This window comes from Rhodopseudomonas palustris BisB18 (assembly GCF_000013745.1).
Lineage (GTDB): Bacteria > Pseudomonadota > Alphaproteobacteria > Rhizobiales > Xanthobacteraceae > Rhodopseudomonas_A > Rhodopseudomonas_A palustris_F.
Window position 1 is genome coordinate 394752 of record NC_007925.1, and the last position, 26967, is coordinate 421718.

A 26967-nucleotide genomic window follows, 5' to 3' on the forward strand; every position below is an offset into this window, starting at 1 on the left:
GCGGCGTTCAAGCCGGCGACCGCGGCGGCGATTGCCAGTCACAATTCGGCATGCTCTGTGGCGCACAAGGCAACGCGAGCGCGGCGGATTCGCCGTCGCGATATTTCACACGAGGCATATGAGTAAATTCGGAATCAAAATCGGCGCGCAGTTGAAACCGCGCCGGCTGCAACTCGGACTGGCGCTGCGGGTGACGCTGGCGGCGCTGTTGGCGCTGGCCTTTGCTCAGGCGGTGCATCTGCGGCTACCGCTGTGGGCGGTGCTGACCTCGATCATCGTCACCCAGCTCAGCGTCGGACGCTCGCTGAAAGTGGCGATCGACTATCTGATCGGCACCATCGGCGGCGCGGCCTATGGCGGCGCGGTGACCATCTTCGTGCCGCACCACAGCGAATGGGAGCTGTTGGCGGTGCTGGCGGTGATTGTGGCGCCGCTGGCCCTGATCGCGGCGATCAAGCCGCGCTTCAACGTCGCCTTGGTGACCGCCATCATCGTGCTCTTGGTGCCGACCATGACCCAGGTCAACCCGCTGGATTCCACCATCGACCGGGTGCTCGAGGTGGGCGTCGGCGCCATCACCGGGCTGGTGGTGTCGTTCTTCGTGCTGCCGTCCCGCGCGCTCGGGCTCGCCACCAACGCCGCGGCGCGGGCGCTGGAATTGATGGCGGTGGCGCTGCGCGAATTGCTGGCCGGGCTGACCGGCGGGCTCGACACCGACGCGCTGCACCGGCTGCAGGACGGCATCGGCGAATCGCTGGTCAAGCTCGGCGAAATCGCCGTCGAGGCGGAAAGCGAACGCTCGGCCGGGCTGTCGAACGGACCGGACACCGCGCCGTTGCTGCGCACGCTGCTGCGGCTGCGCCACGATCTGGTGATGGTCGGCCGCGCCGCCGGCGGGCCGCTGCCGGAGCCGCTGCAGGCGCGGCTCGGCGGCGTGCTGGAGCATTTCAGCGAGGCGGCCACCGGATATCTCTCGGCCAGCGCGATGGCGTTGCGCGGCCGCGGCGATCCGCCGTCGTTGCAGCCGCTGCAGGCGGCGCTGGCGGCCTACGACGCCGAAGTCGACAAGGTGCGGAAAGACGGGCTGACCCGGCAATTGACCGGCGACCGCATCGAGCAGTTCTTCGCGCTCGGTTTCGCGCTCGATCAGCTGCAGCAGAATTTCCAGGATCTGGAAATGCGGGTGACCGAACGCGCCAAACCCGGCGACACCGTCACCGGCACCAAACAGGCCGGGGACGAGGGCGAGGGCTAAGAAGCGTTCGTCCGAGGTTCGGAAACGAAATTGAGCCGTCATTCCGGGGCGCGAGCCCCCCTTGGGCGAGCGAACCCGGAATCTCGCGACGAGCACACGCCTCCGCCGGCGGCAAGATTCCGGGTTCGCTCGAGCTGGCGCTCTCGCGCCCCGGAATGACGGCTTGTTGTTGAGGGAGCGGATCGACCGACCAACGACGCGCTAGGCCTGCCGCAGCATGGCGCGGACCACCAGACGGTGGAACGGCGTGATCGTTGCCAGATAGGTTCGGCCGAGCAAATTGTGGGTCAGCACCAGCGTGGTCGCGGTAACCCGGACGCCGGCGTCGGGCTCGGTGTCCGCGACATCCACCACCACGCGAAAATCCAGGTGGCTGTCGTCGAAGCCGGCGATCAGCCGTTGCGGGGTTTCGCTGAGCACCGGGAACATGCCGACGCGATCGATCGTCGCTTGCCGCGCGCTGTCCGCGGTCTTCAGCCCGAACGGTTTAACTACGGCATCGCGTAGCGTCATCAGCGCGGTGACCCAAGGCGGCGAGCGCGTCATCATCCGCTCCGCCGCCTGCCGCGCATCGATCGGGCCGGGGACGGTGACGGCAAAGGCGTCGATGAATTGCGCGCCGGGCAACACCGCGCCGGCATCGACTTCGGGCCTCACGGCGACGACGGTCATGCGAGGCCCCCAAAGCTGCGCCGCTACGGCTTCAGCACCATCAGCACGGTGGCGGCGACCAGCGGCACGGTGGCGAGAATGCCCCAGACCAGCCATTTCTGCGCGTCGCGCAGGTAGCTCAGCGGAATCCGGTCGAGCGAGGCGAAGCCGCGCGCCGCGCGGCCCTGGCGGATCTGCAGCGGAACCAGAATCCCCAGCCACATCATGCCGGACACCGCGAACAGGATCTGCCCGCCGAGCAGCCAGACCGAGTCGAACAGCGGCAGCCCTTTGACATAGGCCGCGCCATAGCCGCCGATCATCACCAGCGCGATGCCGGCCAGCGTGAAGATCCAGTCGGCCGCGTTCACGCCGTGCTGCGCGTGGGCGACGATCTTCGGATCCGCGGTGCGGTCGGCCAGCACTTTCCAATAGGCGGTGATGGTCACGTTGCCGACCAGCAGCACCACGCCGAGCACGTGAAGCGCTTTCAACACATCATACATTCGGTTCGGTCCGCGAAGTCACGGCGCCCGGGCGGCGACCGTTGCACGTAACAGGGTGACGCCGGACAGCGTCAGCATCAGGGAGAAAGCTTTCGCGCTGAAAAGTCAAATTTGCTACGTGCGACCAAAGTCGAAAGGCGTGGCGCAGCGTGATACAGCATCCGGGCCGGCGAGGCTGGCGGACTGCGCCGCCGGCCTCCTGCTGTGGGGCTGATTGCAGAGGCTTGTTGCAAAGATTTGTTGTAAGGGCTGGCCCCCGGCGCCCTGACGCCGTCCGGTGCGGTCCGGACACGCGCGATTGATCGCTGGAGGTATTTTATTTTGCAGTGCAGCAACCATATCCGGTGTGGTCGATTGTCCCGCCGGATTTCTGGAGCAGGAGCTGCCGTGTCGCTTTCAAAGAACATCGAATTTCTTCGCCAGCTGCGCAACCTCAACGGCATCAGCGGGTTGAACGGCGACAGCCGGGCCACGAAGGCCGCGGCGGCAAACAGCCGGCTGACCGAAGCCGCGGATTTCGGGCCCAATCCCGGCCGATTGCGGATGCTGTCCTATGTGCCGTCCGACGCGGTGAAAAAGCCGCCGCTGGTGGTGGTGCTGCACGGCTGCACGCAGACCGCCGGCGGCTACGACGTCGGCGCCGGCTGGTCGACGCTGGCCAAGCGCTACGGCTTTGCGCTGCTGATGCCGGAGCAGACCAACGCCAACAATCCTAACCGCTGCTTCAACTGGTTCGTGCCGGAGGATATCCGCCGCGGCGGCGGCGAGGCCGCCTCGATCCGGCGGATGATCGAACAAATGGCGGTCGCCCATCATATCGACCGCGACCGGGTGTTCGTCACCGGCTTGTCGGCCGGCGGCGCGATGGCCGCGGTGATGCTCGCGACCTATCCGGAAACCTTCGCGGCCGGCGCGGTGATCGCCGGCTTGCCGTTCGGCGTCGCCGGCAATGTGCAGCAGGCGTTGTCCGCGATGATGCAATCCGCCTCGCGGCCGGCCTCGGAACTCGGCGATCTGGTGCGCGACGCGTCCAGCCATCGCGGGCCGTGGCCGAAACTCTCGGTGTGGCACGGCAGCGCCGACCGCACCGTCAACCCGTCGAATGCCGACGAACTGGTCAAGCAGTGGCTCGACCTGCATCAATTGCCGTCGTCGCCGATGTCGACCGCCAAGGTCGATGGCTATCCGCGCCAGGTGTGGTGGAACGCAGCCGGAGAAACCGTGGTGGAATCCTACACCATCACCAACATGGCGCACGGCACCCCGCTCGGCACTGGTGAAAATACCGAGAGCTACGGCGCGCAGGGCGCCTACCTGCTCGATGTCGGCATCTCGTCGTCCTACCACATCGCCAAATTCTTCGGCTTGACCGAGCGCGTGCATCGGCCGGCCACCGCCGCCGCGTCGCTGCCGACGGTGCCAGTCGAGCAGCTCGAGGAAATTCCCCGCGCCCGCAAGGCGCGCGCGACGCAGGATCGCCGCGCCGAGCCGCGCGATCCGCCGGGCCGCCGCGGCTTCGACGTCAACGCGGTGATCACCCGGGCGCTCACCGCCGCCGGGCTGATGAAGTAGCGGCCGCGGCGGGCCGCCGCGGACCTTGCACCGACCCGCGCCGCTGCGGCGCTGAACCATGCAGCGATCGAAACCGTTCGGCGCGTGTGGGAGATCCACAGCGCCGCGACGGCCGTTTGCTCGAGACGTAGCGTCATCGCGGAGCCGGCCTGTGGTGGATATCGGGTATCAGCCCGCCGATCGGATGCTGAATCGCCAGAAGCCCCACAGTGCTGCTGAAAAAAACAGTCGGCGCAGTTCCATCCCGCGCGGGTTGGCCGTTGGTGCCCCGATCATGCAGGGGGCCCGGAACTTCCGAGCGGTCGCCGACTTAGCCTGCCGTCAGATCCCCTTTCACAACATTCGGAGCTTGTCATGATTCGTCGTATACTTGGTACTGCCGCTGTTATTATCGCCGTCGCTACTCCCGCCATGGTGCAGGCGCAGGGCGTGCCGGGAGGCATCGAGCGCGGCGCCCGCGAGGGCGAGCGCGCCGCCGGCCCGATCGGCGCGGTGGTCGGTGGAACCATTGGTGGCGTGGTCGGCGGCGTCGCCGGCGTGCTCGGTGCCGACCAGCGGCCGCGCTTCCGCAGCTATGCGGTCGAACAGCGCCATCCGTCCTATCGCTACAAGGACGAAGTTCGCGTCGGCGCGGTGCTGCCGGGTGAAGGCGTGACCTATTACGAGGTTCCGCAGGAATACGGCGTCCGCAACTACCGTTACACGGTGGTCAACGATCGCACCGTGCTGGTCGACCCGGCGACCCACCGCATCGTCGACATCGTCGAATAACGACTGGGACCAGGCTTAAGCATGATCCCGAAAAGCCGATCCGGTTTTCGGGAAACAACATGCTCCATCGAAAGTGAGCAGACTGACGATCGATCCGTAGCGACGTCATCCTGCTCTCAGCAAAGGCCGTCCCGATGGGGCGGCCTTTGTCATGCAAGTCTGGGTCATGCAAGTCTGGGTCCTGCAAGTCCGGCTCATGCAAAGGCTGGTCTGCCGGCGTGAGATAGTTAACCGGCCGGCCGAGTGTCAAATAAAAGTCGCAGGACTTGGAACTTTGCCGCCTCGCGCGGGTTGAGGCCGCATGACCCAACCTGATATCTGGTACGTAGCGTATGGTCCGGATCAAGCGGTGAAATCGGATGACCGCGCCTCCGGAATGGTTCGCTCCACAAAAACCTTCAAGTCGGAAGCCGAGGCCAAGCAATTCGCCATGGAGATCGTGGAGAAGGGCTGGTCGGCCAACGCCGGCACGCTCAATCCGTATCAGCCCAAGCAGATGATCGGCTCGTCGCAGATTGGCAAATGGGCAAGTACCAGGCCGGTGCAACAGAGATCGTTTCGCTGAGCGTTCGTGCTCGCCACGGCTAGCCCGGGGCAGCGACCTGGACGCATCGAGCGGCTAGAGCATTTTCGGTTAGAATTGATTCGGTTCAAGAGTCCTGGCCGTCATTCCGGGGCGCGAGCAGCGTCAGCTGCGAGCGAGCCCGGAATCCATAACCACCGCCGGGAGTATGGAGTCCGGACTTGCTCGTTCTTCGAACTCGCAATCCGGAATGACGAGTTTTGGTTTGGATGGTTCAATCCTAACCGAAAATGCGCTGACGCTGACGCTGACGATGCGCAGTGGCGCCGGAGCGTCGATAGCGCCTGCTGGGCTCCGACGCTCACCGTCGCCGTCAGGCCGCCGATCGAACGCTTATAAATCCCCGGTGAGAAACGGATTGCTCAGCCGCTCGTGGCCCAAGGTCGAGCCCGGGCCGTGGCCGCAGATGAAGCTGACGTCGTCGCCGAGCGGCAGCAGCTTGCGGGTGATCGATTCCATCAGCGTGGCGTGGCAGCCGCCGGACAGGTCGGTGCGGCCGATCGAGCCCTTGAACAGCACGTCGCCGACCAGCGCGAACCGCATCTGATCGTTGAAATACACCACGCTGCCCGGGGAATGCCCGGGGCAGTGCAGAATCGAAAAGCTCAGTTCGCCGACGCTGACGGTTTCGCCCTCTTCGAGCCAGCGATCCGGCAGCACATCGCGCATTCCGGTCATGCCGAACATCTCGCCGCTGGTGACGACGTTGTTCAACAGATATTTGTCGGCGCGATGCGGGCCTTCGATCGGCACCTTCAAGTCGTCGCGCAGGTCGGCGGCGCCGCCGACATGGTCGATATGGCCGTGGGTCAGCCAGATCTTCTCGACCGTGACCTCGGCCTGCTTGATGGCCGCCAGAATCTGCGGCACCTCGCCGCCGGGATCCACCACCACCGCCTTGCGGGTGGTCTCGCACCACAACAACGTGCAATTCTGCTGGAACAGCGTCACCGGAATGATCGCCGCGCCGGCCTTGGCTTTGGTTTCGCTTGCGTCTGTCATCCCCGCACAATGCCGATTTTTGCCCCTGAGCCAAGCCGAAAAGACTGCCGGCGCTGCATGGTTCCGCTGCAACCGCCGCTTGGGTCGGAGCACCCGGTTCGGCTAGACTTGTCGGCGATGGATCCGCATTCCGCAGCAAAGCTGGTGCCGCCGCCGGATCGGCGGCAGTCGGAAACCGCGCTACTGATCGCGCGCGGCACCGCGCGGCTGCTGCACGCGCTGGGATTTAGTTGCGTCGGCGAATTGCCGCTGCCGTCCGGTCGCCGCGCCGACCTGGTCGGGCTGAACGGGCGCGGCGAGATCTGGATCGTCGAAATCAAGTCCTCGCTCGAGGATCTGCGCGCCGACAGCAAATGGCCGGACTACCGGGCGCATTGCGACCGGCTGTTCTTCGCCTTCACCCAGGACCTGCCCTGCGAGATTTTCCCCGGCGACACCGGGCTGATCGTCGCCGACGGCTACGGCGCGCATCTGCATTGCGAAGCGCCGGAGCACCGGCTGGCCGCCCCGACCCGCAAACTGATGACGCTGCGCTTTGCGATCGCCGCCGCGCAACGGCTGCAGCGGCTGCACGATCCGCAAGGGTTCGCGGAGTTCTAGCGCGCGCCGCATCGCTGACGACGAAGCCTGCGTCCTCCTGAGACCGCCGCACGTTTTCGCCCGGACGCATGGTACCACCACACACCACCGTCATCCTGAGGAGCCCGGCGCAGCGCGCAGCGCGCAGCCGGGCGTCTCGAAGGATGGGCCGCAAGAACGACGTCCGACACCGGCGTCTCCGCCCCGACGGCTCGGCGCCGAGACAAGCGCCGAGAGGTCGCGACGCGTGTCGTCATCCTTCGAGGCGCGCCCATGATAGGCTTCAAGACGTAGCAAGCGCTTCGCCGGGCGCGCACCTCAGGATGACGGCTGCGGTACCATCACCCACCACCGTCATCCTGAGGAGCCCGGCGCAGCGCGCAGCGCGCAGCCGGGCGTCTCGAAGGATGGCCGCGTACTACGCAGACGCCACACGCCTTAACAATTGACATCGCCGCCGCTACTGCCAAGCTAAATGTAATCGTTACATGCATCGACGGGTGTAAGAATGGGCATCTTCGTCTACATGCTCCGTTGCGCCGACGGCTCCTACTACGTCGGCAGCGCCACCGGCGACGATCTCGCGCCGCGCGTGGCGCAACACGACGCCGGTAGCTACCCGGGATACACCTCGACCCGCCGGCCGGTGACGTTGGTGTGGTCGGAGCATTTCGATCGCATCACCGATGCGATCGCGGTCGAACGGCAGATCAAGGGTTGGAGCCGCGCCAAGAAAGAGGCGTTGATCCGCGGCGATTGGGGTGACATCAGCCGACTGGCGCGACGCCGCGGCCGCGTGTGCAGCGGCGAATCGACCGTATAGTTGCCATCCTTCGAGCCGCGCCACGAATCGTCAAACGCGTAGCAAGCGCTTCGCCGGGCGCGCACCTCAGGATGACGGCTGCGGTACCACCACCCACCACCGTCATCCTGAGGAGCCCGGCGCCGCGCGCAGCGCGCAGCCGGGCGTCTCGAAGGATGGGCCGCAAGGACGACGTCCGACCCAGGCGCTCCGCCCCGACGGCTCGGCGCCGAGACAAGCGGCGAGAGGCCGCGACGCGTGTCGTCATCCTTCGAGGCGCGCCCATGATAGGCTTCAAGACGTAGCAAGCGCTTCGCGGAGCGCGCACCTCAGGATGACGGCTGCGGTACCACCACACATCACCGTCATCCTGAGGAGCCCGGCGCCGCGCGCAGCGCGCAGCCGGGCGTCTCGAAGGATGGGCCGCAAGAACGACGTCCGACACCGGCGCTCCGCCCCGACGGCTCGGCGCCGAGACAGGCGGCGAGAGGCTGCGACGCGTGTCGTCATCCTTCGAGGCGCGCCCATGATAGGCCGCAAGACGTAGCAAGCGCTTCGCCCGGCGCGCACCTCAGGATGACGGCTGCGGTACCACCACCCACCACCGTCATCCTGAGGAGCCCGGCGCAGCGCGCAGCCGGGCGTCTCGAAGGATGGGCCGCAAGGACGACGTCCGACCCAGGCGCTCCGCCCCGACGGCTCGGCGCCGAGACAGGCGGCGAGAGGCTGCGACGCGTGTCGTCATCCTTCGAGGCGCGCCCATGATAGGCCGCAAGACGTAGCAAGCGCTTCGCCCGGCGCGCACCTCAGGATGACGGCTGCGGTACCACCACCCACCACCGTCATCCTGAGGAGCCCGGCGCAGCGCGCAGCCGGGCGTCTCGAAGGATGGGCCGCAAGGACGACGTCCGACCCAGGCGCTCCGCCCCGACGGCTCGGCGCCGAGACAGGCGGCGAGAGGCTGCGACGCGTGTCGTCATCCTTCGAGGCGCGCCCATGATAGGCCGCAAGACGTAGCAAGCGCTTCGCCCGGCGCGCACCTCAGGATGACGGCTGCGGTACCACCACCCACCACCGTCATCCTGAGGAGCCCGGCGCAGCGCGCAGCCGGGCGTCTCGAAGGATGGGCCGCAAGGACGACGTCCGCCCCACGTGCTCCGCCCCGACGACTCGGCTCCGAGACAATCGCCGAGAGGTCGCGACGCGTGTCGTCATCCTTCGAGGCGCGCCCATGATAGGCCGCAAGACGTAGCAAGCGTTTTGCCGGGCGCGCACCTCAGGATGACGGTCGCGGTGGGGACCGGCGTTGAGTCGCACGCGGATAGCGACGGGCATGGCATCGGCGCTCTCAGCGCGATGCCGTCAGCCCCCTCACTTCTGGCACTTCGGGCACCAGAAGGTGGAGCGGCCGTTCTGTACGAAGCGCTTCACCACCCCGTCGCAGCCTTTGCTGCGGCAGGGTTCGCCCTCGCGGTCGTAGACCGCGAAGGAATGCTGGAAATAGCCGAGTTCGCCCGAGGTCTGGCGGTGGTCGCGCAACGACGAGCCTCCGGCCTTGATCGCCGCGTGCAGCACCGCGCGGATCGCCTCGACCAGCCGCTCGGCGCGCTCGGTCGGCGCGCCCGTTCGGGTCGCCAGCGTCGCCGCGAGTCGTTTCGGCGACAGATGCGCGCCGAACAGCGCCTCGCAGACATAGATGTTGCCGAGCCCCGCGACCACGCGCTGGTCCAACAGCGCCGCCTTGAGGCTGGTTTTGCGGCCGGCGCAGGCCGACGCCAGCATCGCCGCGTCGAACGAATTGCCGAGCGGCTCCGGGCCCAAACCTTTGAGAAACGGCTCGTCGGCGATCTCGCCCGGCGCCAGGATTTTCATATAGCCGAAGCGGCGCGGATCGTTGAACACCACCACCGCGCCGTTCGACATCCGGAACACCACGTGATCATGGGCGCGGTCGTCGTTGCGCGGATGGTGAAACGCCCCCGGCGCGCCGGACGCCTCGCCCTGCAGCACCCGGAACGAGCCCGACATCCCGAGATGCATCAACAGCACGTCGCCGCTCGACAGTTCCGCCAAAAGATATTTCGCCCGCCGGCCGAGCCCCTTGACGGTCTGGCCGATCAGCCGCGTGGCCAGATCCGGCTGCAGCGCAAAGCGCAGATCGGCGCGCCGCGCCTCGAAGCCGTCGATCCGCGCGCCCGCCATGGCCGGCTCGAGCCCGCGCCGGACGGTTTCGACTTCGGGCAATTCCGGCATGCGGCGTGTTCACCTTTGGTTGCCAAGGTGATAGCGCCATCGGCGGCGGCGCGCTATATGGTCCGCCGCAGACAGGTTTTGGCGATTGCGAACCGGCTCAGGGCCGGGATGCGGCCGCTTGCAGGAGAATAAAGGCATGACACAGCCGGGCGAGACCACGCATTTCGGCTTCAAGGACGTGGCGCTGGACGACAAGCAGACGCTGGTCAACGACGTGTTCCACAGCGTCGCGTCGCGCTACGACCTGATGAACGATCTGATGTCGGGCGGGCTGCACCGCGCCTGGAAGAACGTCATGATCACCACGCTGAACCCGCCGCGCTCCGACGCGCCGTTCGCGCTCTTGGACGTCGCCGGCGGCACCGGCGACATCTCGTTCCGCGCGGCGAAGGCGGCAGGCGCCGGCTTCACCGCCACGGTGTGCGACATCAATTCGGACATGCTCAGCGTCGGCCGCGAACGCGCCATTGCGCGGCATCTCGACCATCAGGTCTCGTTCATCGAGGGCAACGCCGAGGCGCTGCCGTTTCCCGACAAGAGCTACGACGCCTATACGATCGCCTTCGGCATTCGCAACGTGCCGCGGATCGACCAGGCGCTGAAAGAAGCCCATCGGGTGCTGAAGCCGGGCAGCCGCTTCCTGTGCCTGGAATTCTCCACCGTCGACGTCCCCGGTCTCGCCAAGATCTACGACCTGTTCTCGTTCAACGTGATTCCGCAGATCGGCCGCGCCGTCACCGGCGACGCCGAATCCTATCAATATCTGGTCGAATCGATCCGCAAATTCCCCAAGCCCACGGTGTTCGCCGAGATGATCCGCGACGCCGGATTTGCGCGGGTGTCCTATCAGTCGCTGTCCGGCGGCATCGTGGCGCTGCATTCGGGCTGGCGTTTGTGATCTCTGCCCTCACTCATGCGGCGCGGCTTCTCCGCGCCGGCTACGTGTTCGCGCGCGAGGGCGTGTTCGGCGTGGTCGATCCGTCGCTGGTGCCGCCGCCGGGCCAACTGGCGCTGCGGCTCGCCCGGCTGATCGAGCGCCCCGGCGCCAAATCCGGGCCGCGATTGTCGCGCGCGCTGACAAGGCTCGGCCCCGCCTATCTGAAACTCGGGCAATTCCTGGCGACGCGCCCCGACGTGGTCGGCGTGGCGATGGCGCACGACCTCGAAAGCCTGCAGGACCGGCTGCCGCCGTTCTCGCAGACCGAGGCCGAGGCGGTGATCGCGGCGTCGCTGGAGCGCCCGGTGGCGCAGGTGTTCGTCAGCCTCAGCGAGCCGGTGGCCGCGGCCTCGATCGCCCAGGTGCATCGCGGCGAGACCGACACCGATGGGGTGCGCAAGCGCGTCGCGGTGAAGGTGCTGCGGCCCAATGTGGCGGCGCGGTTCAACCGCGACCTCGGTGATTTCTTTTTTGTGGCCGAGAAGGCCGAGATCTATTCCTCGGAAGCCAGACGGCTGCGGCTGGTCGAAATCATCAACACCATGTCGCGCTCGGTGGCGATGGAGATGGATTTGCGGCTGGAGGCCGCCGCGGCCTCCGAGATGGCCGAGAACACCAAGGACGATCCGGATTTCCGGGTGCCGCAGGTCGACTGGGACCGCACCACCCACAACGTGCTGACCATGGAGTGGATCGACGGCATTCCGCTGAACGATCACACCCGGCTCGCCGAAGCCAATGTCGACGTCGCCGAGCTCGGCCGCAAGGTGATCCAGAGCTTTCTGCGCCACGCGCTGCGCGATGGCTTCTTCCATGCCGACATGCATCCCGGCAATCTGTTCCTCGATCCGAGCGGCCGGCTGGTCGCGGTGGATTTCGGCATCATGGGGCGGTTGGCGCCGAAGGAGCGGCGGTTTCTCGCCGAGATCCTGCTCGGCTTCATCACCCGCAACTATCGCCGCGTCGCCGAGGTGCATTTCGAGGCCGGCTATGTGCCGGCGCATCATTCGGTGGAGAATTTCGCCCAAGCCATCCGCGCCATCGGCGAGCCGATCCACAACCGCATCGCCGAAGACATCTCGATGGCGAAGCTGTTGACGCTGCTGCTCGAGGTCACCGGGCTGTTCGACATGCGCACAAGGCCTGAACTCATTCTGTTGCAGAAGACCATGGTGGTGGTCGAAGGCGTGGCGCGGTCGTTCGATCCCAAGCTCGACATCTGGAAGGTCGCAGACCCGGTGGTGCGCGAATGGATCGAGCGTAACCTCGGCCCGGTCGGCAAGATCGAGACCGCGCTCTCCGGCGCCGGCGAACTCAGCCATCTGCTCGGCGGGTTGCCGGCGATCGCCGCGCGCTCGGTCGCGGTGCTCAATCAGCTCGAGGTGATGACCCGCAACGGCCTGGTGTTGTCGCCGGAGACCATCGCGGCGATCGGCCGCAGCGAACGCAACCGCACCCGCGGTCGCACCATCGCGCTGTGGATCATCGCCGCGACCTTCATCGGCGTGCTGCTGACGCTGCAGTGACGCGAACCGGGGTTTGACTGCAATGCACGCATGTATTGCACGCATTGCGATCATTTGTTAATCTCCGGTTCCAGGAGATCCCGGTGGCCAGTCTGACGATCCGTAAACTCGACGAGGCGATCAAGGCCGAGCTGCGCCAGCGCGCCGCCCGCCATGGCCGCTCAATGGAAGACGAGGTGCGGACCATCTTGCGCGACGCCGCGCAGCCCCGCCACGAGTTTGCCGCAAGTTTTGACGAGGCGGTTTCGCAGCCTGTGGCGCCCGCGCCGGAGCCCGTCGCGGCGACCGGCCAACCCCGCATGACGCTGATCGTAGGCGGCGGCATCGCCGCCTATAAATCCATGGACCTGATCCGGCGGCTGATGGAGCGCGGCTTCACGGTGCGCTGCGTGCTCACCAAAGCTGCGCAGCAATTCGTCACCCCGCTCACCGCGAGCGCCCTGTCGCATCAGCGCTGCTACACCGATCTGTTTGATCCAGCTAGTGAATTCGACGCGGGCCATATTCGGCTCGGGCGCGACTGCGCGCTCATCGTGGTGGCGCCGGCGACCGCCGACCTGATGGCCAAGATGGCGAACGGCCACGCCGACGACCTCGCCAGCGCGATCCTGCTCGCCGCCAACCGGCCGATCCTGCTGGCGCCGGCGATGAATCCATTGATGTGGAATAACGCAGCGACCCGGCGCAACGTCGCGCAGCTGGTCCGCGACGGCGTCCACATGGTCGGTCCCAACGCCGGCGAAATGGCCGAGGCCAATGAAGCCGGCACCGGGCGGATGGCCGAGCCGATTGAAATTGCCGCTGCGGCACAGGCGTTTCTGCGCCCTCAGCAAGCGCAGCCGCTCACCGGCTGCAAGCTGCTGATCACCGCCGGTCCGACCCATGAGCCGATCGATCCGGTGCGCTACATCGCCAATCGCTCCAGCGGCAAGCAAGGTTTTGCCCTCGCTGCAGCAGCAGCAACCGCCGGCGCCGAGGTCACGCTGATCTCCGGTCCGGTCGACTTGCACGATCCCGCAGGCGTCAAGGTGATCCGCGTCGAATCCGCGCGCGAGATGCTGGAGGCGGTCGATGCGGCGCTGCCGGTCGACGTCGCGATCTTCGCCGCCGCGGTCGCCGATTGGCGCGTCGCCGATCAGGGCGCGCAGAAACTCAAGAAGGGCAGCGCCGGCGTGCCGCCGCTGCAGCTCGTCGAGAACCCCGACATTCTCGCCACCATCTCGAAACGCGCCGAAAATCGCCCGCCGCTGGTGATCGGCTTCGCCGCCGAGACCGAACATCTGCTCGACAACGCGCGCGCAAAGCTCGCGCGAAAAGGCTGCGACTGGATCGTCGCCAACGACGTCACGCCGGCCACCGGCGTGATGGGCGGCGACCGCAACACCATCCACCTTCTCACCCGCGCCGGCGATGCGATCGCCATCGACTCCTGGCCGGTGATGTCGAAAGACCAAGTTGCCACCGCGCTGATTGCGCGTATTTCCAAAGCTGTAAGGACCACCGAATCATGACCGTCGCTATCTCCGCCGCCGTCCAGCAATTGCCGCATGGCCAGGGCCTCGCGCTGCCGGCCTATCAGAGCGCGCATGCCGCAGGGCTCGACTTGCTCGCCGCGGTCGCCCCCGACGCGCCGCTGGTGCTGGCGCCCGGCACCTACGCGCTGGTGCCGACCGGACTGACGCTGGCATTGCCGCCCGGCTACGAGGCGCAGGTGCGGCCGCGCTCCGGACTCGCCGCGCGCCACGGCGTCACCGTGCTGAACGCGCCCGGCACCATCGACGCCGACTATCGCGGCGAGATCGGCGTGCTGTTGATCAACCACGGCAGCCAGCCGTTCACGGTCCGGCGCGGCGAGCGAATCGCCCAGATGGTGGTCGCCCGGGTGGCGCGGGTCGACCTCACGGTCGCCGCCTCGCTGGAAACCACCGAGCGTGGCAGCGGCGGATTCGGCTCGACCGGCCGCTAATCGCGGCCCGGCATGGCCGGAACAAATTAAATCCGTCCAATTTTGCTCTCCGCGCGCCGTTCACGATCTGGACTCTTACCCGCCTTGTCCCGATGGGGATAATGTCGCTCGATTCGTGAACGGCGTAACGGGGCACGATCGGCACCAGCGGATTTCGGTTTCGGTCGGATCGCGCGCGAATATTTATTGAGCGCACGATCCGACCGCAGATCGCCGACGCTTGCCGATCCGGCGCTCCACGGCCGGTCGTTCGTTCTGCGGTTTGGGGCTCTCCATGTCAGGCGTGATCGCATCGATGCGTCGGACCTTGCTGTCGTGCACGGCGCCGGCACGCAGCGGCGGCGCAGCCGTCGCGCTGGCGATGTGGGCCTCAGTGTCTCCGGCCTCGGCCGCCGAAACCCCGGTCGACTCCGCTCTGGCCGCGCTGTTCGATTTCAGCCGCCAGGACATCATCGCACTGACCATGGCGGTCGCCGTGCTCGGCTTCTCGGTGGTCGCGGCGATCCTGTTGATGCGCACGCGGCTGCGCGCCGCCGCCTGCGAGACGCGGTTGCGCGGCAATATCCAGACCCTGCAGGTCGAGGCCGACCGCTTCCGCGCGCTATTGTTCGCCGAATCCCAGGTGCTGATCGCCTGGGCCGCCGGCGATAGCCGGCCGCAGATCAGCGGCGACGTCTCGCTCTTGATCCCGCAGGCCGGCTTGGCCGCAGACCAGTCCGTGCAGTCGCAGCGCATCCTGGCGTTCGGAACCTGGATGCCGCCGGAGCCGGCGCTGAAGATGGACCATGCCGTCGACGCGCTGTTGGAATCCGGCGAAGGCTTCCAACTCAACCTCGTCACCTCGACCGGCCGCAGCATCGAGGCGGTGGGCCGCGCGGTCGGCGGCCAGGCCATCGTGCGGATGCGTGAACTCTCCGGGCTGCGCCGCGAACTCGCCGAAATGACGCAACGTCACAAGACGCTGCAAGAAGAAACCGAAATGCTGCGGGACTTCGCCGCCGCGGCACCCTGGCCGATCTGGACTCGGCGCGACGCCGGAGAATTGAACTTCGCCAACGCCGCCTATGCGCGGGCGACCGAGGCCGGCAGCGTCGCCGAGGCGATCGAGCGCAATCTCGAACTGTTGGAAAGCAACGACCGCACCGCGCTCAGCCGCGCGCTCAACGACAACGCCAATTTCAGCGCCCGGCTGCCGATCGTGGTTCGCGGCGAGCGGCGGATCTACGACGTTCACGCCATGAAGGTGCGCGGCGGCAGCGCCGGCGCCGCGATCGACGCCAGCGAAGCCTATGCGCTCGGCGCCGCTTTGGTGCGGATGGCGGAGGCGCATCGCCGCACCCTCGATCAATTGTCGAGCGGCGTCGCGGTGTTCGACGAACAGCACCGGCTCGCCTTCTACAACGATTCCTATCGCCGGCTGTGGGACCTCGACCGCGCTTTTCTCGACAGCAACCCGGACGATTCCAGCGTGCTCGACCGGCTGCGCGCGGCGCGCAAACTGCCGGAGCAGCCGAACTTCCGCGAATGGAAGATGCGGCTGCACGAGGCCTATCGCGCCGTCGATCCGGCCAAGGACGTCTGGTATCTGCCCGACGGCCGCGCGGTCTCGATCGTCACCACGCCGAATCCCGAAGGCGGCGTCACCTATCTGTTCGACGACGTCACCGAGAGCCTGGAACTGGCGCGCCGCTTCGACGGCCTGATCAACGTGCAGCGCGAAACCCTCGACAATCTCGCCGAGGCGGTCGCGGTGTTCGGCAGCAACGGCTGCGCCCGGCTGTTCAACCCGCCGTTCGCGCGGATGTGGAACCTGTCGCCGGAGGCGCTGCAGCTGCAGCCGCATATCGAGACCGTGGTCGACTGGTGCCGGCCGCTGTTCGACGACCCGGCGATCTGGCAGACGCTGCGCGGCGCCATCACCGGGATCGAGAACCGCATCGCGATTCCGCTGAAGCTGGAGCGCCGCGACGGCAGCGTGCTGAACTGCATGACCATGCCGCTGCCCGACGGCGCCACCATGCTGACGTTTCAGGACATCACCGACACCGAGAACGTCGAGCGCGCGCTGCGCGAGCGCAACGAGGCCTTGGAAACCGCCGACCAGATGAAGGTCGATTTCGTCCACCACGTCTCCTACGAACTGCGCTCGCCGCTGACCACCATCATCGGCTTCGCGCATTTCCTCAGCGATCCCTCGACCGGGCCGCTGACCGAAAAGCAGGAAGAATATCTCAGCTACATCACCACCTCGACCAACGCGCTGTTGGCGATCATCAACAACATCCTCGACCTCGCCACCATCGACGCCGGGGCGATGACGCTGAACCTCGGCCAGGTCGACATCCGAAAGGCCATCGCGGACGCTATCGAAGGCATCCAGGACCGTCTCGCCCGCGATCACATCGTGCTCGAGGTCAACGCCGCGCCGGATGTCGGCCATTTCATCGCCGACGAGCGCCGCGTGGTGCAGGTGCTGTACAATCTGTTGGCCAACGCCGTGGGCTTCTCGCCGCAGCACGCCGCGATCACGCTCAGCGCCAAACGTACCGAGCAGACCGTGGTGTTCACCGTGACCGACACCGGCCCGGGCATTCCGCCCGACGTCAAAGAAAAAGTGTTCGACTGGTTCGAAAGCCGGTCCAACGGCTCGCGGCACCGCGGCGCCGGGCTCGGGCTGTCCTTGGTGCGCTCCTTCGTCGAGCTGCACGGCGGTAATGTGCGGATCGATTCGGTGGTCGGCAAGGGCACCACGCTGACCTGCTCGTTTCCGATCGATCAGTCGCAGCAACGCAACGCCGCCGAATGACCGCGCCCGTCACATTCTCGCTGGCGCTGCTCAACGAGAGCGCAACCGCGAATCTGATGGCGGATCTGGCGCTGCTGATCGCACCGGGCGACGTCATCACGCTGTCCGGCGATCTCGGCGCCGGCAAGACCGCGGCGGCGCGGGCGATGATCCGCTATCTCGCCGGCGACCCCGAGCTCGAAGTGCCGAGCCCGACCTTCACGCTGGTGCAGAGCTACGAGCTATCGCCGTTTCCGCTGCTGCACGCCGACCTTTACCGCATCGAGGATCCGTCGGAGCTGGAAGAGATCGGGTTGTCGCCGCTGCCCGAGGGCAGCGTCGTGCTGATCGAATGGCCGGAGCGCGCGCCGGATCTGCTGCCCGAAGATCGCATCGACATCGCGCTGACCCATCGTCCGGCGCTCGGCACCGCGGCGCGCGCCGCGGAAATCACCGGCCACGGCCGCGCCGCCGCCCAGGTCGACCGGCTGATCACCTTGCTCGGGTTCCTCGACGAAACCGGCTATGCCGACGCGCACCGGCAGCGCATGGCCGGCGATGCCTCGACGCGGTCCTATGCGCGGCTGCTCCGCGACGACGTCGCGGTGATTCTGATGAACGCGCCGCGGCGCCCCGATGGCCCGGCGATCTATCACGGCAAGAGCTACAGCGCTGCAGTGCACTTGGCCGAAGACGTCAGGCCGTTCGTGGCGATCGCCGACGGCCTGCGTGCGCGCGGTTTTTCCGCGCCGGCGATCCATCACGCCGATCTCGAGGCCGGCTTTCTGATCACCGAGGATTTCGGCGGCGTGAGTTTCCTTGCCGGCGATCCGCCGGCGCCGATCGCCGAGCGCTACCAGAGCGCGACCGACATGCTGGCGGCGCTGCACCGCGAGCCTTTGCCCGATACGTTGCCGCTGTCGGCGCAAGCCGACTACGCGATTCCGCGCTTCGATGTCGAGGCGATGCTGATCGAGGTCGGATTGATGCCGGAATGGTATCTGCCCCACCGCGGCGCCGCGCCGACGCCCGAACTGCGCGACGCCTTCGTGGCAACGTGGCGCATGCTGCTGCAAGCGCACGAGGCCGAACCCGCCACCTGGGTGTTGCGCGACTTCCATTCGCCCAACCTGATCTGGCTGGAGGACCGCGAGGGCATCGCCAAGGTCGGGGTGATCGATTTTCAGGACACCGTGCTGGGACCCGCCGCCTACGACCTGGTGTCGCTGCTGCAGGACACCAGGGTCGACGTGCCGGAGTCGCTCGAACTGGCGCTGCTGGCGCGCTACATCAAGGCGCGGCGCGCCGCGGACCCGAGCTTCGACGCGGTGGCGTTCGCCGAAATCTATGCGGTGATGTCGGCGCAGCGCAACACCAGGCTGCTCGGCACTTTTGCCCGGCTGAACCGCCGCGACGGCAAGCCGCAATATCTCCACCACCTGCCGCGGATCTGGACCTACCTCAACCGTTCGCTGGCGCACCCGAAGCTGACGCCGTTGCGCGACTGGGTCGTCGCTCACGTCCCGCCGCCGGCCTGAGCCGCGCCTTTACCCGTTGTTAGCCGAAGCCTAGATAATCTACCTGCGTATCCTGCCTGGCTGCGGGGTCGCAACGCTGTTCGGATGAAGGGAGAAACCCATGGCTGCTGCGGAGCGCCGCAAAGGCGCGCGCGTGGTGTTCGAACGAGGCCTCGACGCTCACATGATGGCGATCGACGGAACCTGGCGCCGCGCCTGTACGGTCGAAGACGTTTCGGAAATCGGCGCCAAGCTCACCATCGAAGGATCGGTGGAGGGCCTCAATCTCAAGGAATTCTTCCTGCTGCTGTCGTCCACCGGGCTGGCCTATCGGCGCTGCGAACTGACCTGGGTCAATGGCGATCAGCTCGGCGTCAATTTCCTACGTCCGAACGACAAGAAAAAGCGCGCCGGCGAGCGCGGCAAGCCGCAGACCGCCACCACCTGACGGCGCCACCTCGGCGCCGCGGCGGCGTCGTATATCCGTCATGGCGGACGATTATCCCGGACCCGCCGAACACCGACCTGGATGACGGCGCTGGATTGCATGTTAATCTGCTCCAGAACGAATCCGAAAGACCCTTGCAGTCGAGAGCGTCGATGCCCGTCAAGCCAGACAGAGCCATGATCCTCGCCGCCGGGCTCGGCCTGCGAATGCGGCCGATCACCGACACCATCCCCAAGCCGCTGGTCAGCGTCGCCGGCAAGCCGTTGCTCGACCACGTGCTCGATCGCCTCGCCGAAGCCGGCGTCGCCGAGGCCGTGGTCAATGTGCATTACCTGCCCGACCAGATCATCGACCATGTCGCCGGCCGCAAACAGCCGCGGGTGGTGATATCCGACGAGCGCGACGCGGTGCTCGGCACCGGCGGCGCCGTGGTCAAGGCGCTGCCGCTGCTCGGCTCCGCGCCGTTCTATCACCTCAACGCCGACACCATGTGGATCGACGGCGCGCAGTCCAATCTGGCGCGGCTCGCCGCGACCTTCGATCCGGAGCGGATGGATATCCTGCTGTTGATGGCGGCGACCGCCAACAGCATCGGCTACACCGGCAGCGGCGACTATGCGATGGCGCCGGACGGCACTTTGCGCAAGCGCAAGGAGCTCGAAGTGGTGCCGTTCGTCTACGCCGGGGTGGCGATCATGTCGCCGCAGCTGTTCGCCGACGCCCCGCGGGGCGAGTTTCCGCTGACCAAAATCTTCGACCGGGCAAGCGAAGAGGGCCGGCTGTTCGGGCTGCGGCTCGACGGCGTCTGGATGCATGTCGGCACGCCGGACGCGATCCAGACCGCCGAACGTGCCTATCTCGCCAGTAGCGTGGCCTGACACGTTTCGCGGCGCATCCTTCGAGACGCCCGACTTCGTCCTGCGGACTTCGCCGGGCTCCTCAGGATGACGGCGAAGATGTTGAACCTCTTGTGGAAATCATACAACGGGCCGTCCTCCTGAGGTGTGCGCCGAAACCGGCGTCACCGAATGCACGGCGCTTCGTGGCGCGCCTCGAAGGATGACCGCCGCGGGCCATGCAGCCCGGGGCAACGCAGCCGCCGGCCTGTGGCACTCCCGCCGCGCGTCGGCCCATGGCATGATGCAGCCGCTCCGCGAATCGGGACCTTCATGCGCGTTTTCAATACTCCGGCCTCGGCGCCGTTCCTGCGTACGCTGATTGCCGCGCTGGTCGAGGGCAGGCTGGTGCCGGGCTTCGAGGCCCGCGCCAATCCTGAGCGGCTCGCCGAAGCCACGCTATATCTGCCGACGCGGCGCGCCGGGCGGATGGCGCGCGAGATCTTTCTCGACGTGCTGCAGAGCGACGCGGTGCTGCTGCCGCGGATCGTGGCGCTCGGCGGCATCGACGAGGACGAACTGGCGTTTGCCGACGACGCCGAGCCGTTCGACGGAGTGGCGTCGCTGGAGATTCCGCCGAACCTCGCCGAACTCGACCGCCGGCTGATCCTGGCGCGACTGGTCGCCGCCTGGGGCAAGGAGCTGGCGCCGCTGGTGGTCGGCGGCCCGGCCTCGGCGCTGGCGTTGGCCGGCGATCTGGCGCGGCTGATGGACGACATGGTGACCCGCAAGGTCGAGTGGGCCGCACTCGACGGGCTGGTGCCCGATGAACTCGACAATTATTGGCAGCTGACGCTGGGCTTTCTTAAGATCGCGCGAGAACATTGGCCGGCCTATCTCGCCGCCAACGCGCTGATCGAACCCGCGGCGCGGCGCGACCTGCTGATCGAAGCCGAGGCCAAGCGGCTCGCCGCGCATCACACCGGTCCGGTGATCGCCGCAGGCTCCACCGGCTCGATGCCGGCGACCGCAAGATTTCTCCGCGCCATCGCCGCCTTGCCGCAGGGCGCGGTGGTGCTGCCCGGGCTCGACACCCATCTCGACGACGACGCTTGGCGAAAGATCGGCGGCATCCGCGACGCCAACGGCAAGGCTGTTACGCCGCCGTCGTCGAATCATCCGCAATACGCGCTGCACGCGCTGCTCGAGACCTTCGGCATCGAACGCCGCGACGTCGCTCCGCTCGGCGCGCCGGCGCCGCGCGGCCGCGAATTGTTGGCCTCCGAGGCGATGCGGCCGTCCAACGCCACCGCGCAATGGCACCAGCGGCTCGCCGAGCCCGCGGTCGAGCAGAACATCGCCGCCGGCATGACCGAGCTTGCGGTGATCTCCGCCGACAATCCGGAGCTGGAAGCGCTGGCGATCGCGGTGGCGATGCGGCAGGCTCGCGAACTCAACAAGTCGGCCGCGCTGGTGACGCCCGACCGTGCGCTGGCGCGGCGGGTGATGGCGGCGCTGGGCCGCTGGAAGCTGCCGTTCGACGATTCCGGCGGCGACGCTTTGATCGACACCCCGCCGGGGGTTTTCGCACGGCTTTCGGCGCAGGCTGCGACCGCGCAGCTCGAGCCGGCGACCTTGCTGGCGCTGTTGAAACATCCGCTGCTGCGGCTCGGCCAAGCGCCCGGTTTCTGGCGCGGCGCCATCGAGACGCTGGAGCAGGCGGTGCTGCGCGGCACCCGTCCCGCCGCCGGCAGCGCGGGCCTGTCCCGCGACTTCGCCCGGTTCCGCGACGAACTCGGCAAGCTGCGTAGGCGCGAGACCTCGATGCTGCACGGCTCCGAGCCGCGCGCGCGGCTCAACGACGACGCGCTCGATCGCGCGCAGGCGCTGATCGCGCAACTGCAAACCGCGCTGGCGCCGCTGGAAACGCTTGATCCGAATAGGCCGCTGGATTTTTCCGACCTCGCCACCAAGCATCGCGCGGTGGTCGCGGCGCTGTCGCGCGACGACGATGGGTTCGTAGCGGCGTTCGATGGTCCGCAGGGCAACGCCCTGAACACCGCGTTCGACGATCTGCCGGCGCCGAGCGGACTCGCGGCGCAACCCGGCGACTACACCGAACTGTTCCAGACCGCGTTTGCCGACCGCGTCGTGCGCCGCCCGGAAGCCGAGAGCGCTTCGCTGCGGATCTTCGGTCCGCTGGAAGCGCGGCTGACGCAATGCGATCGGGTGATTCTCGGCGGGCTGGTCGAAGGCATCTGGCCGCCGGCGCCGCGCAGCGATCCCTGGCTGAGCCGGCCGATGCGGCATCAATTGGGTCTCGACCTGCCGGAGCGCCGCATCGGGCTGTCGGCGCACGACTTCGCCCAGATGCTCGGCGCCGATGAAGTGATCCTCAGCCACGCCGCCAAGGTGGCCGGCGCACCGGCGGTGGCGTCGCGCTTCCTGCATCGGCTGGAGGCGGTGGCCGGCGCGGAACGCTGGAAAGCCGCCGAGGCGCGCGGACAAATCTATCTCGATTATGCCCACGCGCTCGACCGCCCCGACAAGGTCGTGCCGATCACGCAGCCGATGCCGCGGCCGCCGCGCGACGCCCGGCCGCTGCAATTGTCGGTCACCGCGATCGAGGACTGGCTGCGCGATCCCTACACCATCTACGCCAAGTTCATTCTCAAGCTGGCGCCGCTCGACCCGGTCGACATGCCGCTGTCGGCGGCGGATCGCGGCTCGGCGATCCATGAGGCGCTCGGCGAATTCACGCAAGTTTTTGCGCAGGCGCTGCCGGACGATCCGGCCGCCGCGTTGCGCGCCATCGGGCAAAAACATTTCGCGCCGCTGATGGAACGGCCGGAGGCGCGCGCGCTGTGGTGGCCGCGCTTTCTGCGGATCGCCCATTGGTTCGCCACCTGGGAGACCGAGCGCCGGCTCAACGTCGCCGGCGTCGACGCCGAGACCCGCGGCACGCTCAGCATTCCGCTCGACGCCACGCGTCGTTTCGTTCTCTCCGCCCGCGCCGACCGCATCGAACGCCGCGCCGACCGCACCTTCGCGATCCTCGACTACAAGACCGGCCGCCCACCGACCGGCAAGCAGGTGCGGATGGGGCTGTCGCCGCAACTGACGCTCGAAGCCGCGATCTTGCGCGAAGGCGGCTTCGAAGGCATCGCCGCGGGCTCTTCGGTGAGTGAACTGGTCTACGTCAAACTCAGCGGCAACAACCCGCCGGGCGAAGAAAAAATCCTCGAACTGAAACGCGACCGCGCCGAAGAAGCGCTGTTCCCCGACGACGCCGCGATCGAGGCCCGCGCCAAGCTCGAAGCCTTGATCCGCAAATTCGACGATGCCACGACACCCTACTCCTCGCTGAATCTGCCGATGTGGGCGAACCGCTACGGCGACTACGACGATCTGGCGCGGATCAAGGAATGGTCGGCGGCCGGCGGGCTCGGAGACGACCAATGAGTAGTCTGCGCGTGATTCCCCCCGCCGCCACCGAGCGGCAGGTGCAGGCCTCCGATCCCACCGCCTCGGTGTTCGTCTCCGCCAATGCCGGCTCCGGCAAGACCCACGTGCTGGTGCAGCGGGTGATCCGGCTGCTGCTCGCCGGCGTGCCGCCGGAGAAGATTCTCTGCATCACCTTCACCAAGGCGGCCGCCGCCAACATGGCGCAGCGGGTGTTCACCACGCTCGGGCATTGGGTGACGCTGAGCGACGATAGCCTCGACGCCGCGATCCGCGCGGCCGGCATCGCCCAGCCCGACTCGAAGCTGCGGATGCGGGCGCGGGAATTGTTCGCCTGCGCGCTGGAGACCCCGGGCGGGCTCAAGGTGCAGACTATCCACGCGCTGTGCACCCGCTTGCTGCAGCAGTTTCCGTTCGAGGCCAACGTGCCGGCGCGGTTCGCGGTGCTGGATGAGCGCGACCAGACCGAGATGATGGAGCGCGCCAGTCTCTCGGTGCTGCTGCAGGCGGCGCAAGCGCCGAATAGCGCCGCCGGCAAGGCTTTGACCGTGGCGATGACCAGCGCCGCCGACGTGACGTTTCGCGACGTGGTGCGCGACGCCTGCTTCAGCCGCGACAAGTTCATGGCCTGGATCGCGCGCGCCGGCTCCACCGAGGCTGCGATGGCGCAGCTTTCCGCGGCGCTCGGCGTCGCCCCCGACGACAGCTGCGCCGCGGTCGATCAGGAAATCGTCGACGGGCCGAACCTGCCGCGGGCGCGCTGGGAAAAGGCCGCGTCGATTCTCGAGGGCGGCAGCAAGACCGACGGCGATCAGGCCGAGCGGCTGCGGCAGGCCGCGACGCTCACCGGCAACGATCAGATCGCGCGCTATCTGCAAATCTTCCTGACCAAGGATTTCACCCCGCGCAAGACGCTCGCCACCAAGAAGATCACCGACGCGCGGCCCGACCTGGTCGCGGCGATGAAGCGCGAATGCGAGCGGATCGGACCGCTGTTGGAGCGGCGCCGGGCGCTGGCGCTGCGCGAGCGCACCCAAGCCTTGCTGGTGATCGCCAGCGACGTCGCCGCCGACTACGCCCGGCAGAAGCAGGATCGCGGGCTGCTCGACTACGACGACCTGATCGACAAGACGCTCGACATGCTGAACCGCATCTCGTCGGGCTGGGTGCACTACAAGCTCGACCGCGGCGTCGACCACGTGCTGATCGACGAGGCGCAGGACACCAGCCCGCGGCAATGGGACATCGTCGACCATTTGATCGCCGAATTCACCGCCGGTGTCGGCGCGCGCGACGTCAAGCGCACCATCTTCGCGGTCGGCGACGAGAAGCAGTCGATCTTCTCGTTCCAGGGCGCCTCGCCGCGCGAATTCGCCCTGCGCCGCAGCGCGCTGCAGACCCGCTTCCGCAACGCCGAGCTGAAATTCGATCCGATCAGCTTCAACTACTCGTTCCGCTCGGGCGCCGCGATCCTGCAATCGGTCGACCACGTGTTTCGCGACCAGGCGATCTATCGCAGCATCCACGCCGACACCACCTACCCGATCCACGAATCGCTGGCCGATGCCGGCCCCAGCCTGATCGATCTGTGGGAGCTGCAGCAGCCCGACGAACGCCAGGATCTCGAAGGCTGGCGCGCGCCGTTCGACGCGCTGCCGGAGACCAGCCCCGAGGTGAAGCTATCGCAGCGGGTGCAGGCCGAGATCGCCGAGTTGATCGGCAACGGCACGCTGACCGGGCCGAAAGGCGATCGCCGCGCGTTGCGCTATGGTGACGTGCTGATCCTGGTGCGGCGGCGCGGCAAGGCGTTCGACGCCATCATCCAGGCCTTGAAGCGCGGCGGCATTCCGGTGGCCGGCGCCGACCGGCTGAAGCTGACCGAGCACATCGCCATCATCGACCTGATGAATCTCGCCGATGCGCTATTGCTGCCGCAGGACGATCTGGCGCTGGCGGTGGCGCTGAAGAGCCCGTTGTTCGGGCTCGACGACGACGACCTGTTCAAGCTCGCCTGGCAACGCAAGGGTAGCCTGCGCGACGCCTTGGCGGCGCACGCCGCCGAGGACGGCAAATTCAACACCGCACATCGGCGGCTGCAAGACTGCGAGAAGCGCGCCCGCGCGGACACCCCGTTCGCGTTCTACGCCTGGCTGCTCGGCGGCGACGGCGGCCGCGCGCGGATCTTGCGCCGGCTCGGCCATGAGGCCACCGACGCGCTCGACGAATTCCTCGAACTGGCGCTCGGCTATGAGCGCAAGGCGCCGGCCTCGCTGCAGGGCTTCATGGCCTGGCTGCGCGCCGCCGACACCGAGGTGAAGCGCGACATGGAAATTTCCCGCGACGAAGTCCGGGTGATGACGGTGCATGGCGCCAAGGGGCTGGAGGCGCCGGTGGTGTTCCTGGTCGACACCACCTCGTCGCCGGCCGACACCCAGCGGCTCAATCTGGTGCATCTGCCGCAGGGCAATGCCGCACTGAGCGGGCCGAGCGTCGCGGTGTGGGCCGGCAAGAAGGCCGACGATCCGCCGGTGGTGGCGAACGCCCGCGCGGCGATGATCGCCGAGACCGAGGACGAATATCGCAGGCTGCTGTACGTGGCGATGACGCGCGCCGCCGACCGGCTGATCGTCGGCGGCTGCCAGCCCGGCAACCGCGCCGAGGTACGACCGCTGTCGTGGTACGACCTGATCTGCAAGGGCCTCGAAGGCTCCGGCCTGGCGATGCAGACCGTGCCGCCGCCGGACGGCGTGGTGAAGCGCTATTGCCGCCAAGAAGATCTTGTCCCCGAACAGGACCAGGCCGCAGCGCCCCCGCGCGTGGCGGCGCCGGCGCCGCAACCGCTGCCGGCCTGGCTGAACCAACCCGCCGCGCCGACGCCTCTCGCCGAGCGGGTGTTGCGGCCCTCCGACGATGCCGACAGCCGCCGCAGCCGCGCCGAGGACAGCAGCGCCCCGCGCGCCCAGGCGCGGCAGCGCGGCCAATTGGTGCATCGGCTGCTGCAGTCGTTGCCGGAGCTGCCGCGCGAGCGCCGCGCCGCCGCCGCGGCGCGCTATCTGGCGCGCAACGCCAAGGATCCGGTCTGGACCGAGCCGGACCGCGCCGCGCTGGCCGTTTCGGTGTTGGCGCTGATCGACGATCCGCGGCTCGCCGCCTTGTTCGGCCCCGGCAGCCGCGCCGAAGTGCCGATCGCCGGCCGGCTGACTCGCCTCGGGGGCGACACGGTGCTGGTGTCGGGCCAGATCGACCGGCTGCTGGTGACGCCGAGCGAGGTGCTGCTGGTGGATTTCAAGACCAATCAGGCGCCGCCCCGCGCGCTGGCCGAGATCCCTTCGGGATATCTGCGGCAGCTCGCGCTGTATCGCGCGGTGCTCGCCAACCTATACCCCGGCCGGACGCTCCGGGCCGCCCTGATATGGAGCGAAGTCGCTGAAATCATGGAGATTTCCGACAACGCGCTGGACGCAGGGCTGGCAGCCATCATGTCCGCGTGAGCGTGCTTGACCGGGCTTGGACGCG

General features: G+C 67.5%; 20 protein-coding genes. 16 read left to right on the top strand and 4 right to left on the bottom strand.

Going from position 1 to position 26967, the window contains the following annotated elements; genetic code table 11:
• Nucleotides 1-118: 118 nt before the first annotated feature.
• Nucleotides 119-1255: an FUSC family protein gene (locus tag RPC_RS01850; protein WP_011470851.1), complete on the top strand. Its 1137-nt coding sequence runs from the start codon at nt 119-121 to the stop codon at nt 1253-1255.
• 201 nt (nt 1256-1456) lie between these two features.
• On the opposite strand, the gene RPC_RS01855 is transcribed toward RPC_RS01850, so the two are convergent.
• Together RPC_RS01855 and RPC_RS01860 are read right to left on the bottom strand one after the other, a co-directional pair.
• A complete protein-coding gene (locus tag RPC_RS01855) occupies nt 1457-1927 on the bottom strand; it encodes a DUF2867 domain-containing protein (protein WP_011470852.1) in 471 nt (156 codons plus the stop codon).
• A 23-nt stretch (nt 1928-1950) separates the two neighbouring features.
• On the bottom strand, nt 1951-2412 hold the full coding sequence (locus RPC_RS01860; RefSeq protein WP_011470853.1) for a DUF2269 family protein: 462 nt from the start codon (nt 2410-2412) through the stop codon (nt 1951-1953).
• 387 nt (nt 2413-2799) lie between these two features.
• Between RPC_RS01860 and RPC_RS01865 the strand changes: the two genes are divergently transcribed.
• The 3 genes from RPC_RS01865 (at nt 2800) to RPC_RS01875 (ending at nt 5320) form a co-directional block, all read left to right on the top strand.
• On the top strand, nt 2800-3984 hold the full coding sequence (locus RPC_RS01865; RefSeq protein WP_011470854.1) for an extracellular catalytic domain type 1 short-chain-length polyhydroxyalkanoate depolymerase: 1185 nt from the start codon (nt 2800-2802) through the stop codon (nt 3982-3984).
• Between the two features lie 354 nt (nt 3985-4338).
• Complete coding sequence (locus tag RPC_RS01870) at nt 4339-4755, top strand: DUF1236 domain-containing protein (protein WP_011470855.1); 417 nt, start codon at nt 4339-4341, stop codon at nt 4753-4755.
• 301 nt (nt 4756-5056) lie between these two features.
• Nucleotides 5057-5320 carry a hypothetical protein gene (locus tag RPC_RS01875; RefSeq protein WP_011470856.1) on the top strand — a complete coding sequence of 88 codons (264 nt, stop codon included), beginning with the start codon at nt 5057-5059 and terminating at the stop codon, nt 5318-5320.
• A gap of 351 nt (nt 5321-5671) precedes the next feature.
• On the opposite strand, the gene RPC_RS01880 is transcribed toward RPC_RS01875, so the two are convergent.
• Nucleotides 5672-6340: an MBL fold metallo-hydrolase gene (locus RPC_RS01880; RefSeq protein ID WP_011470857.1), complete on the bottom strand. Its 669-nt coding sequence runs from the start codon at nt 6338-6340 to the stop codon at nt 5672-5674.
• Nucleotides 6341-6457: 117 nt separating this feature from the next.
• On the opposite strand from RPC_RS01880, the gene RPC_RS01885 reads away from it, so the two are divergent.
• Nucleotides 6458-6940 (top strand): MmcB family DNA repair protein, encoded by a 483-nt coding sequence (locus RPC_RS01885; RefSeq protein ID WP_011470858.1) that lies wholly within the window; start codon nt 6458-6460, stop codon nt 6938-6940.
• A 487-nt stretch (nt 6941-7427) separates the two neighbouring features.
• Complete coding sequence (locus RPC_RS01890) at nt 7428-7742, top strand: GIY-YIG nuclease family protein (RefSeq protein WP_011470859.1); 315 nt, start codon at nt 7428-7430, stop codon at nt 7740-7742.
• Nucleotides 7743-9092: 1350 nt separating this feature from the next.
• Here RPC_RS01890 and mutM read toward each other — a convergent pair.
• Complete coding sequence (gene mutM / locus RPC_RS01895) at nt 9093-9974, bottom strand: bifunctional DNA-formamidopyrimidine glycosylase/DNA-(apurinic or apyrimidinic site) lyase (RefSeq protein WP_011470860.1); 882 nt, start codon at nt 9972-9974, stop codon at nt 9093-9095.
• A gap of 136 nt (nt 9975-10110) precedes the next feature.
• Here mutM and ubiE point away from each other — a divergent pair, with 136 nt between their 5' ends.
• From ubiE to addA, 10 genes are all read left to right on the top strand, one after another.
• The gene (gene ubiE, locus RPC_RS01900) at nt 10111-10872 is read left to right on the top strand and encodes a bifunctional demethylmenaquinone methyltransferase/2-methoxy-6-polyprenyl-1,4-benzoquinol methylase UbiE (protein WP_041801277.1); all 762 of its coding nucleotides are present in this window, start codon (nt 10111-10113) and stop codon (nt 10870-10872) included.
• Nucleotides 10869-12437, top strand: a complete 1569-nt coding sequence (gene ubiB, locus RPC_RS01905) for a 2-polyprenylphenol 6-hydroxylase (RefSeq protein WP_011470862.1) — start codon at nt 10869-10871, stop codon at nt 12435-12437. Before ubiE ends, ubiB begins: the two co-directional genes overlap by 4 nt.
• 83 nt (nt 12438-12520) lie before the next feature.
• Complete coding sequence (gene coaBC, locus RPC_RS01910) at nt 12521-13948, top strand: bifunctional phosphopantothenoylcysteine decarboxylase/phosphopantothenate--cysteine ligase CoaBC (protein WP_011470863.1); 1428 nt, start codon at nt 12521-12523, stop codon at nt 13946-13948.
• Nucleotides 13945-14403: a dUTP diphosphatase gene (gene dut / locus RPC_RS01915; protein WP_011470864.1), complete on the top strand. Its 459-nt coding sequence runs from the start codon at nt 13945-13947 to the stop codon at nt 14401-14403. The genes coaBC and dut overlap by 4 nt, the downstream gene beginning before the upstream one ends.
• Nucleotides 14404-14677: 274 nt before the next feature.
• Complete coding sequence (locus tag RPC_RS01920; RefSeq protein WP_011470865.1) at nt 14678-17209, top strand: sensor histidine kinase; 2532 nt, start codon at nt 14678-14680, stop codon at nt 17207-17209.
• The gene (locus RPC_RS01925; protein WP_011470866.1) at nt 17206-18726 is read left to right on the top strand and encodes a bifunctional tRNA (adenosine(37)-N6)-threonylcarbamoyltransferase complex ATPase subunit type 1 TsaE/phosphotransferase; all 1521 of its coding nucleotides are present in this window, start codon (nt 17206-17208) and stop codon (nt 18724-18726) included. The genes RPC_RS01920 and RPC_RS01925 overlap by 4 nt, the downstream gene beginning before the upstream one ends.
• Nucleotides 18727-18826: 100 nt before the next feature.
• Nucleotides 18827-19153 carry a PilZ domain-containing protein gene (locus tag RPC_RS01930; RefSeq protein WP_011470867.1) on the top strand — a complete coding sequence of 109 codons (327 nt, stop codon included), beginning with the start codon at nt 18827-18829 and terminating at the stop codon, nt 19151-19153.
• Nucleotides 19154-19305: 152 nt separating this feature from the next.
• On the top strand, nt 19306-20031 hold the full coding sequence (locus tag RPC_RS01935) for a nucleotidyltransferase family protein (RefSeq protein WP_011470868.1): 726 nt from the start codon (nt 19306-19308) through the stop codon (nt 20029-20031).
• 291 nt (nt 20032-20322) lie between these two features.
• The gene (gene addB / locus RPC_RS01940) at nt 20323-23451 is read left to right on the top strand and encodes a double-strand break repair protein AddB (RefSeq protein WP_011470869.1); all 3129 of its coding nucleotides are present in this window, start codon (nt 20323-20325) and stop codon (nt 23449-23451) included.
• Complete coding sequence (addA, locus tag RPC_RS01945; RefSeq protein ID WP_011470870.1) at nt 23448-26942, top strand: double-strand break repair helicase AddA; 3495 nt, start codon at nt 23448-23450, stop codon at nt 26940-26942. Before addB ends, addA begins: the two co-directional genes overlap by 4 nt.
• Nucleotides 26943-26967: the final 25 nt, after the last annotated feature.

Excerpts from the sequence above, each read along its gene's own strand:
- RPC_RS01850 (WP_011470851.1), top strand. The coding sequence starts at position 119 with ATGAGTAAATTCGGAATCAAAATCGGCGCGCAGTTGAAACCGCGCCGG.
- RPC_RS01855 (WP_011470852.1), bottom strand. The coding sequence starts at position 1,927 with ATGACCGTCGTCGCCGTGAGGCCCGAAGTCGATGCCGGCGCGGTGTTG.
- RPC_RS01860 (WP_011470853.1), bottom strand. The coding sequence starts at position 2,412 with ATGTATGATGTGTTGAAAGCGCTTCACGTGCTCGGCGTGGTGCTGCTG.
- RPC_RS01870 (WP_011470855.1), top strand. The coding sequence starts at position 4,339 with ATGATTCGTCGTATACTTGGTACTGCCGCTGTTATTATCGCCGTCGCT.
- RPC_RS01875 (WP_011470856.1), top strand. The coding sequence starts at position 5,057 with ATGACCCAACCTGATATCTGGTACGTAGCGTATGGTCCGGATCAAGCG.
- RPC_RS01880 (WP_011470857.1), bottom strand. The coding sequence starts at position 6,340 with ATGACAGACGCAAGCGAAACCAAAGCCAAGGCCGGCGCGGCGATCATT.
- RPC_RS01885 (WP_011470858.1), top strand. The coding sequence starts at position 6,458 with ATGGATCCGCATTCCGCAGCAAAGCTGGTGCCGCCGCCGGATCGGCGG.
- RPC_RS01890 (WP_011470859.1), top strand. The coding sequence starts at position 7,428 with ATGGGCATCTTCGTCTACATGCTCCGTTGCGCCGACGGCTCCTACTAC.
- mutM (WP_011470860.1), bottom strand. The coding sequence starts at position 9,974 with ATGCCGGAATTGCCCGAAGTCGAAACCGTCCGGCGCGGGCTCGAGCCG.
- ubiE (WP_041801277.1), top strand. The coding sequence starts at position 10,111 with ATGACACAGCCGGGCGAGACCACGCATTTCGGCTTCAAGGACGTGGCG.
- dut (WP_011470864.1), top strand. The coding sequence starts at position 13,945 with ATGACCGTCGCTATCTCCGCCGCCGTCCAGCAATTGCCGCATGGCCAG.
- RPC_RS01920 (WP_011470865.1), top strand. The coding sequence starts at position 14,678 with ATGTCAGGCGTGATCGCATCGATGCGTCGGACCTTGCTGTCGTGCACG.
- RPC_RS01925 (WP_011470866.1), top strand. The coding sequence starts at position 17,206 with ATGACCGCGCCCGTCACATTCTCGCTGGCGCTGCTCAACGAGAGCGCA.
- RPC_RS01930 (WP_011470867.1), top strand. The coding sequence starts at position 18,827 with ATGGCTGCTGCGGAGCGCCGCAAAGGCGCGCGCGTGGTGTTCGAACGA.
- RPC_RS01935 (WP_011470868.1), top strand. The coding sequence starts at position 19,306 with ATGCCCGTCAAGCCAGACAGAGCCATGATCCTCGCCGCCGGGCTCGGC.
- addB (WP_011470869.1), top strand. The coding sequence starts at position 20,323 with ATGCGCGTTTTCAATACTCCGGCCTCGGCGCCGTTCCTGCGTACGCTG.
- addA (WP_011470870.1), top strand. The coding sequence starts at position 23,448 with ATGAGTAGTCTGCGCGTGATTCCCCCCGCCGCCACCGAGCGGCAGGTG.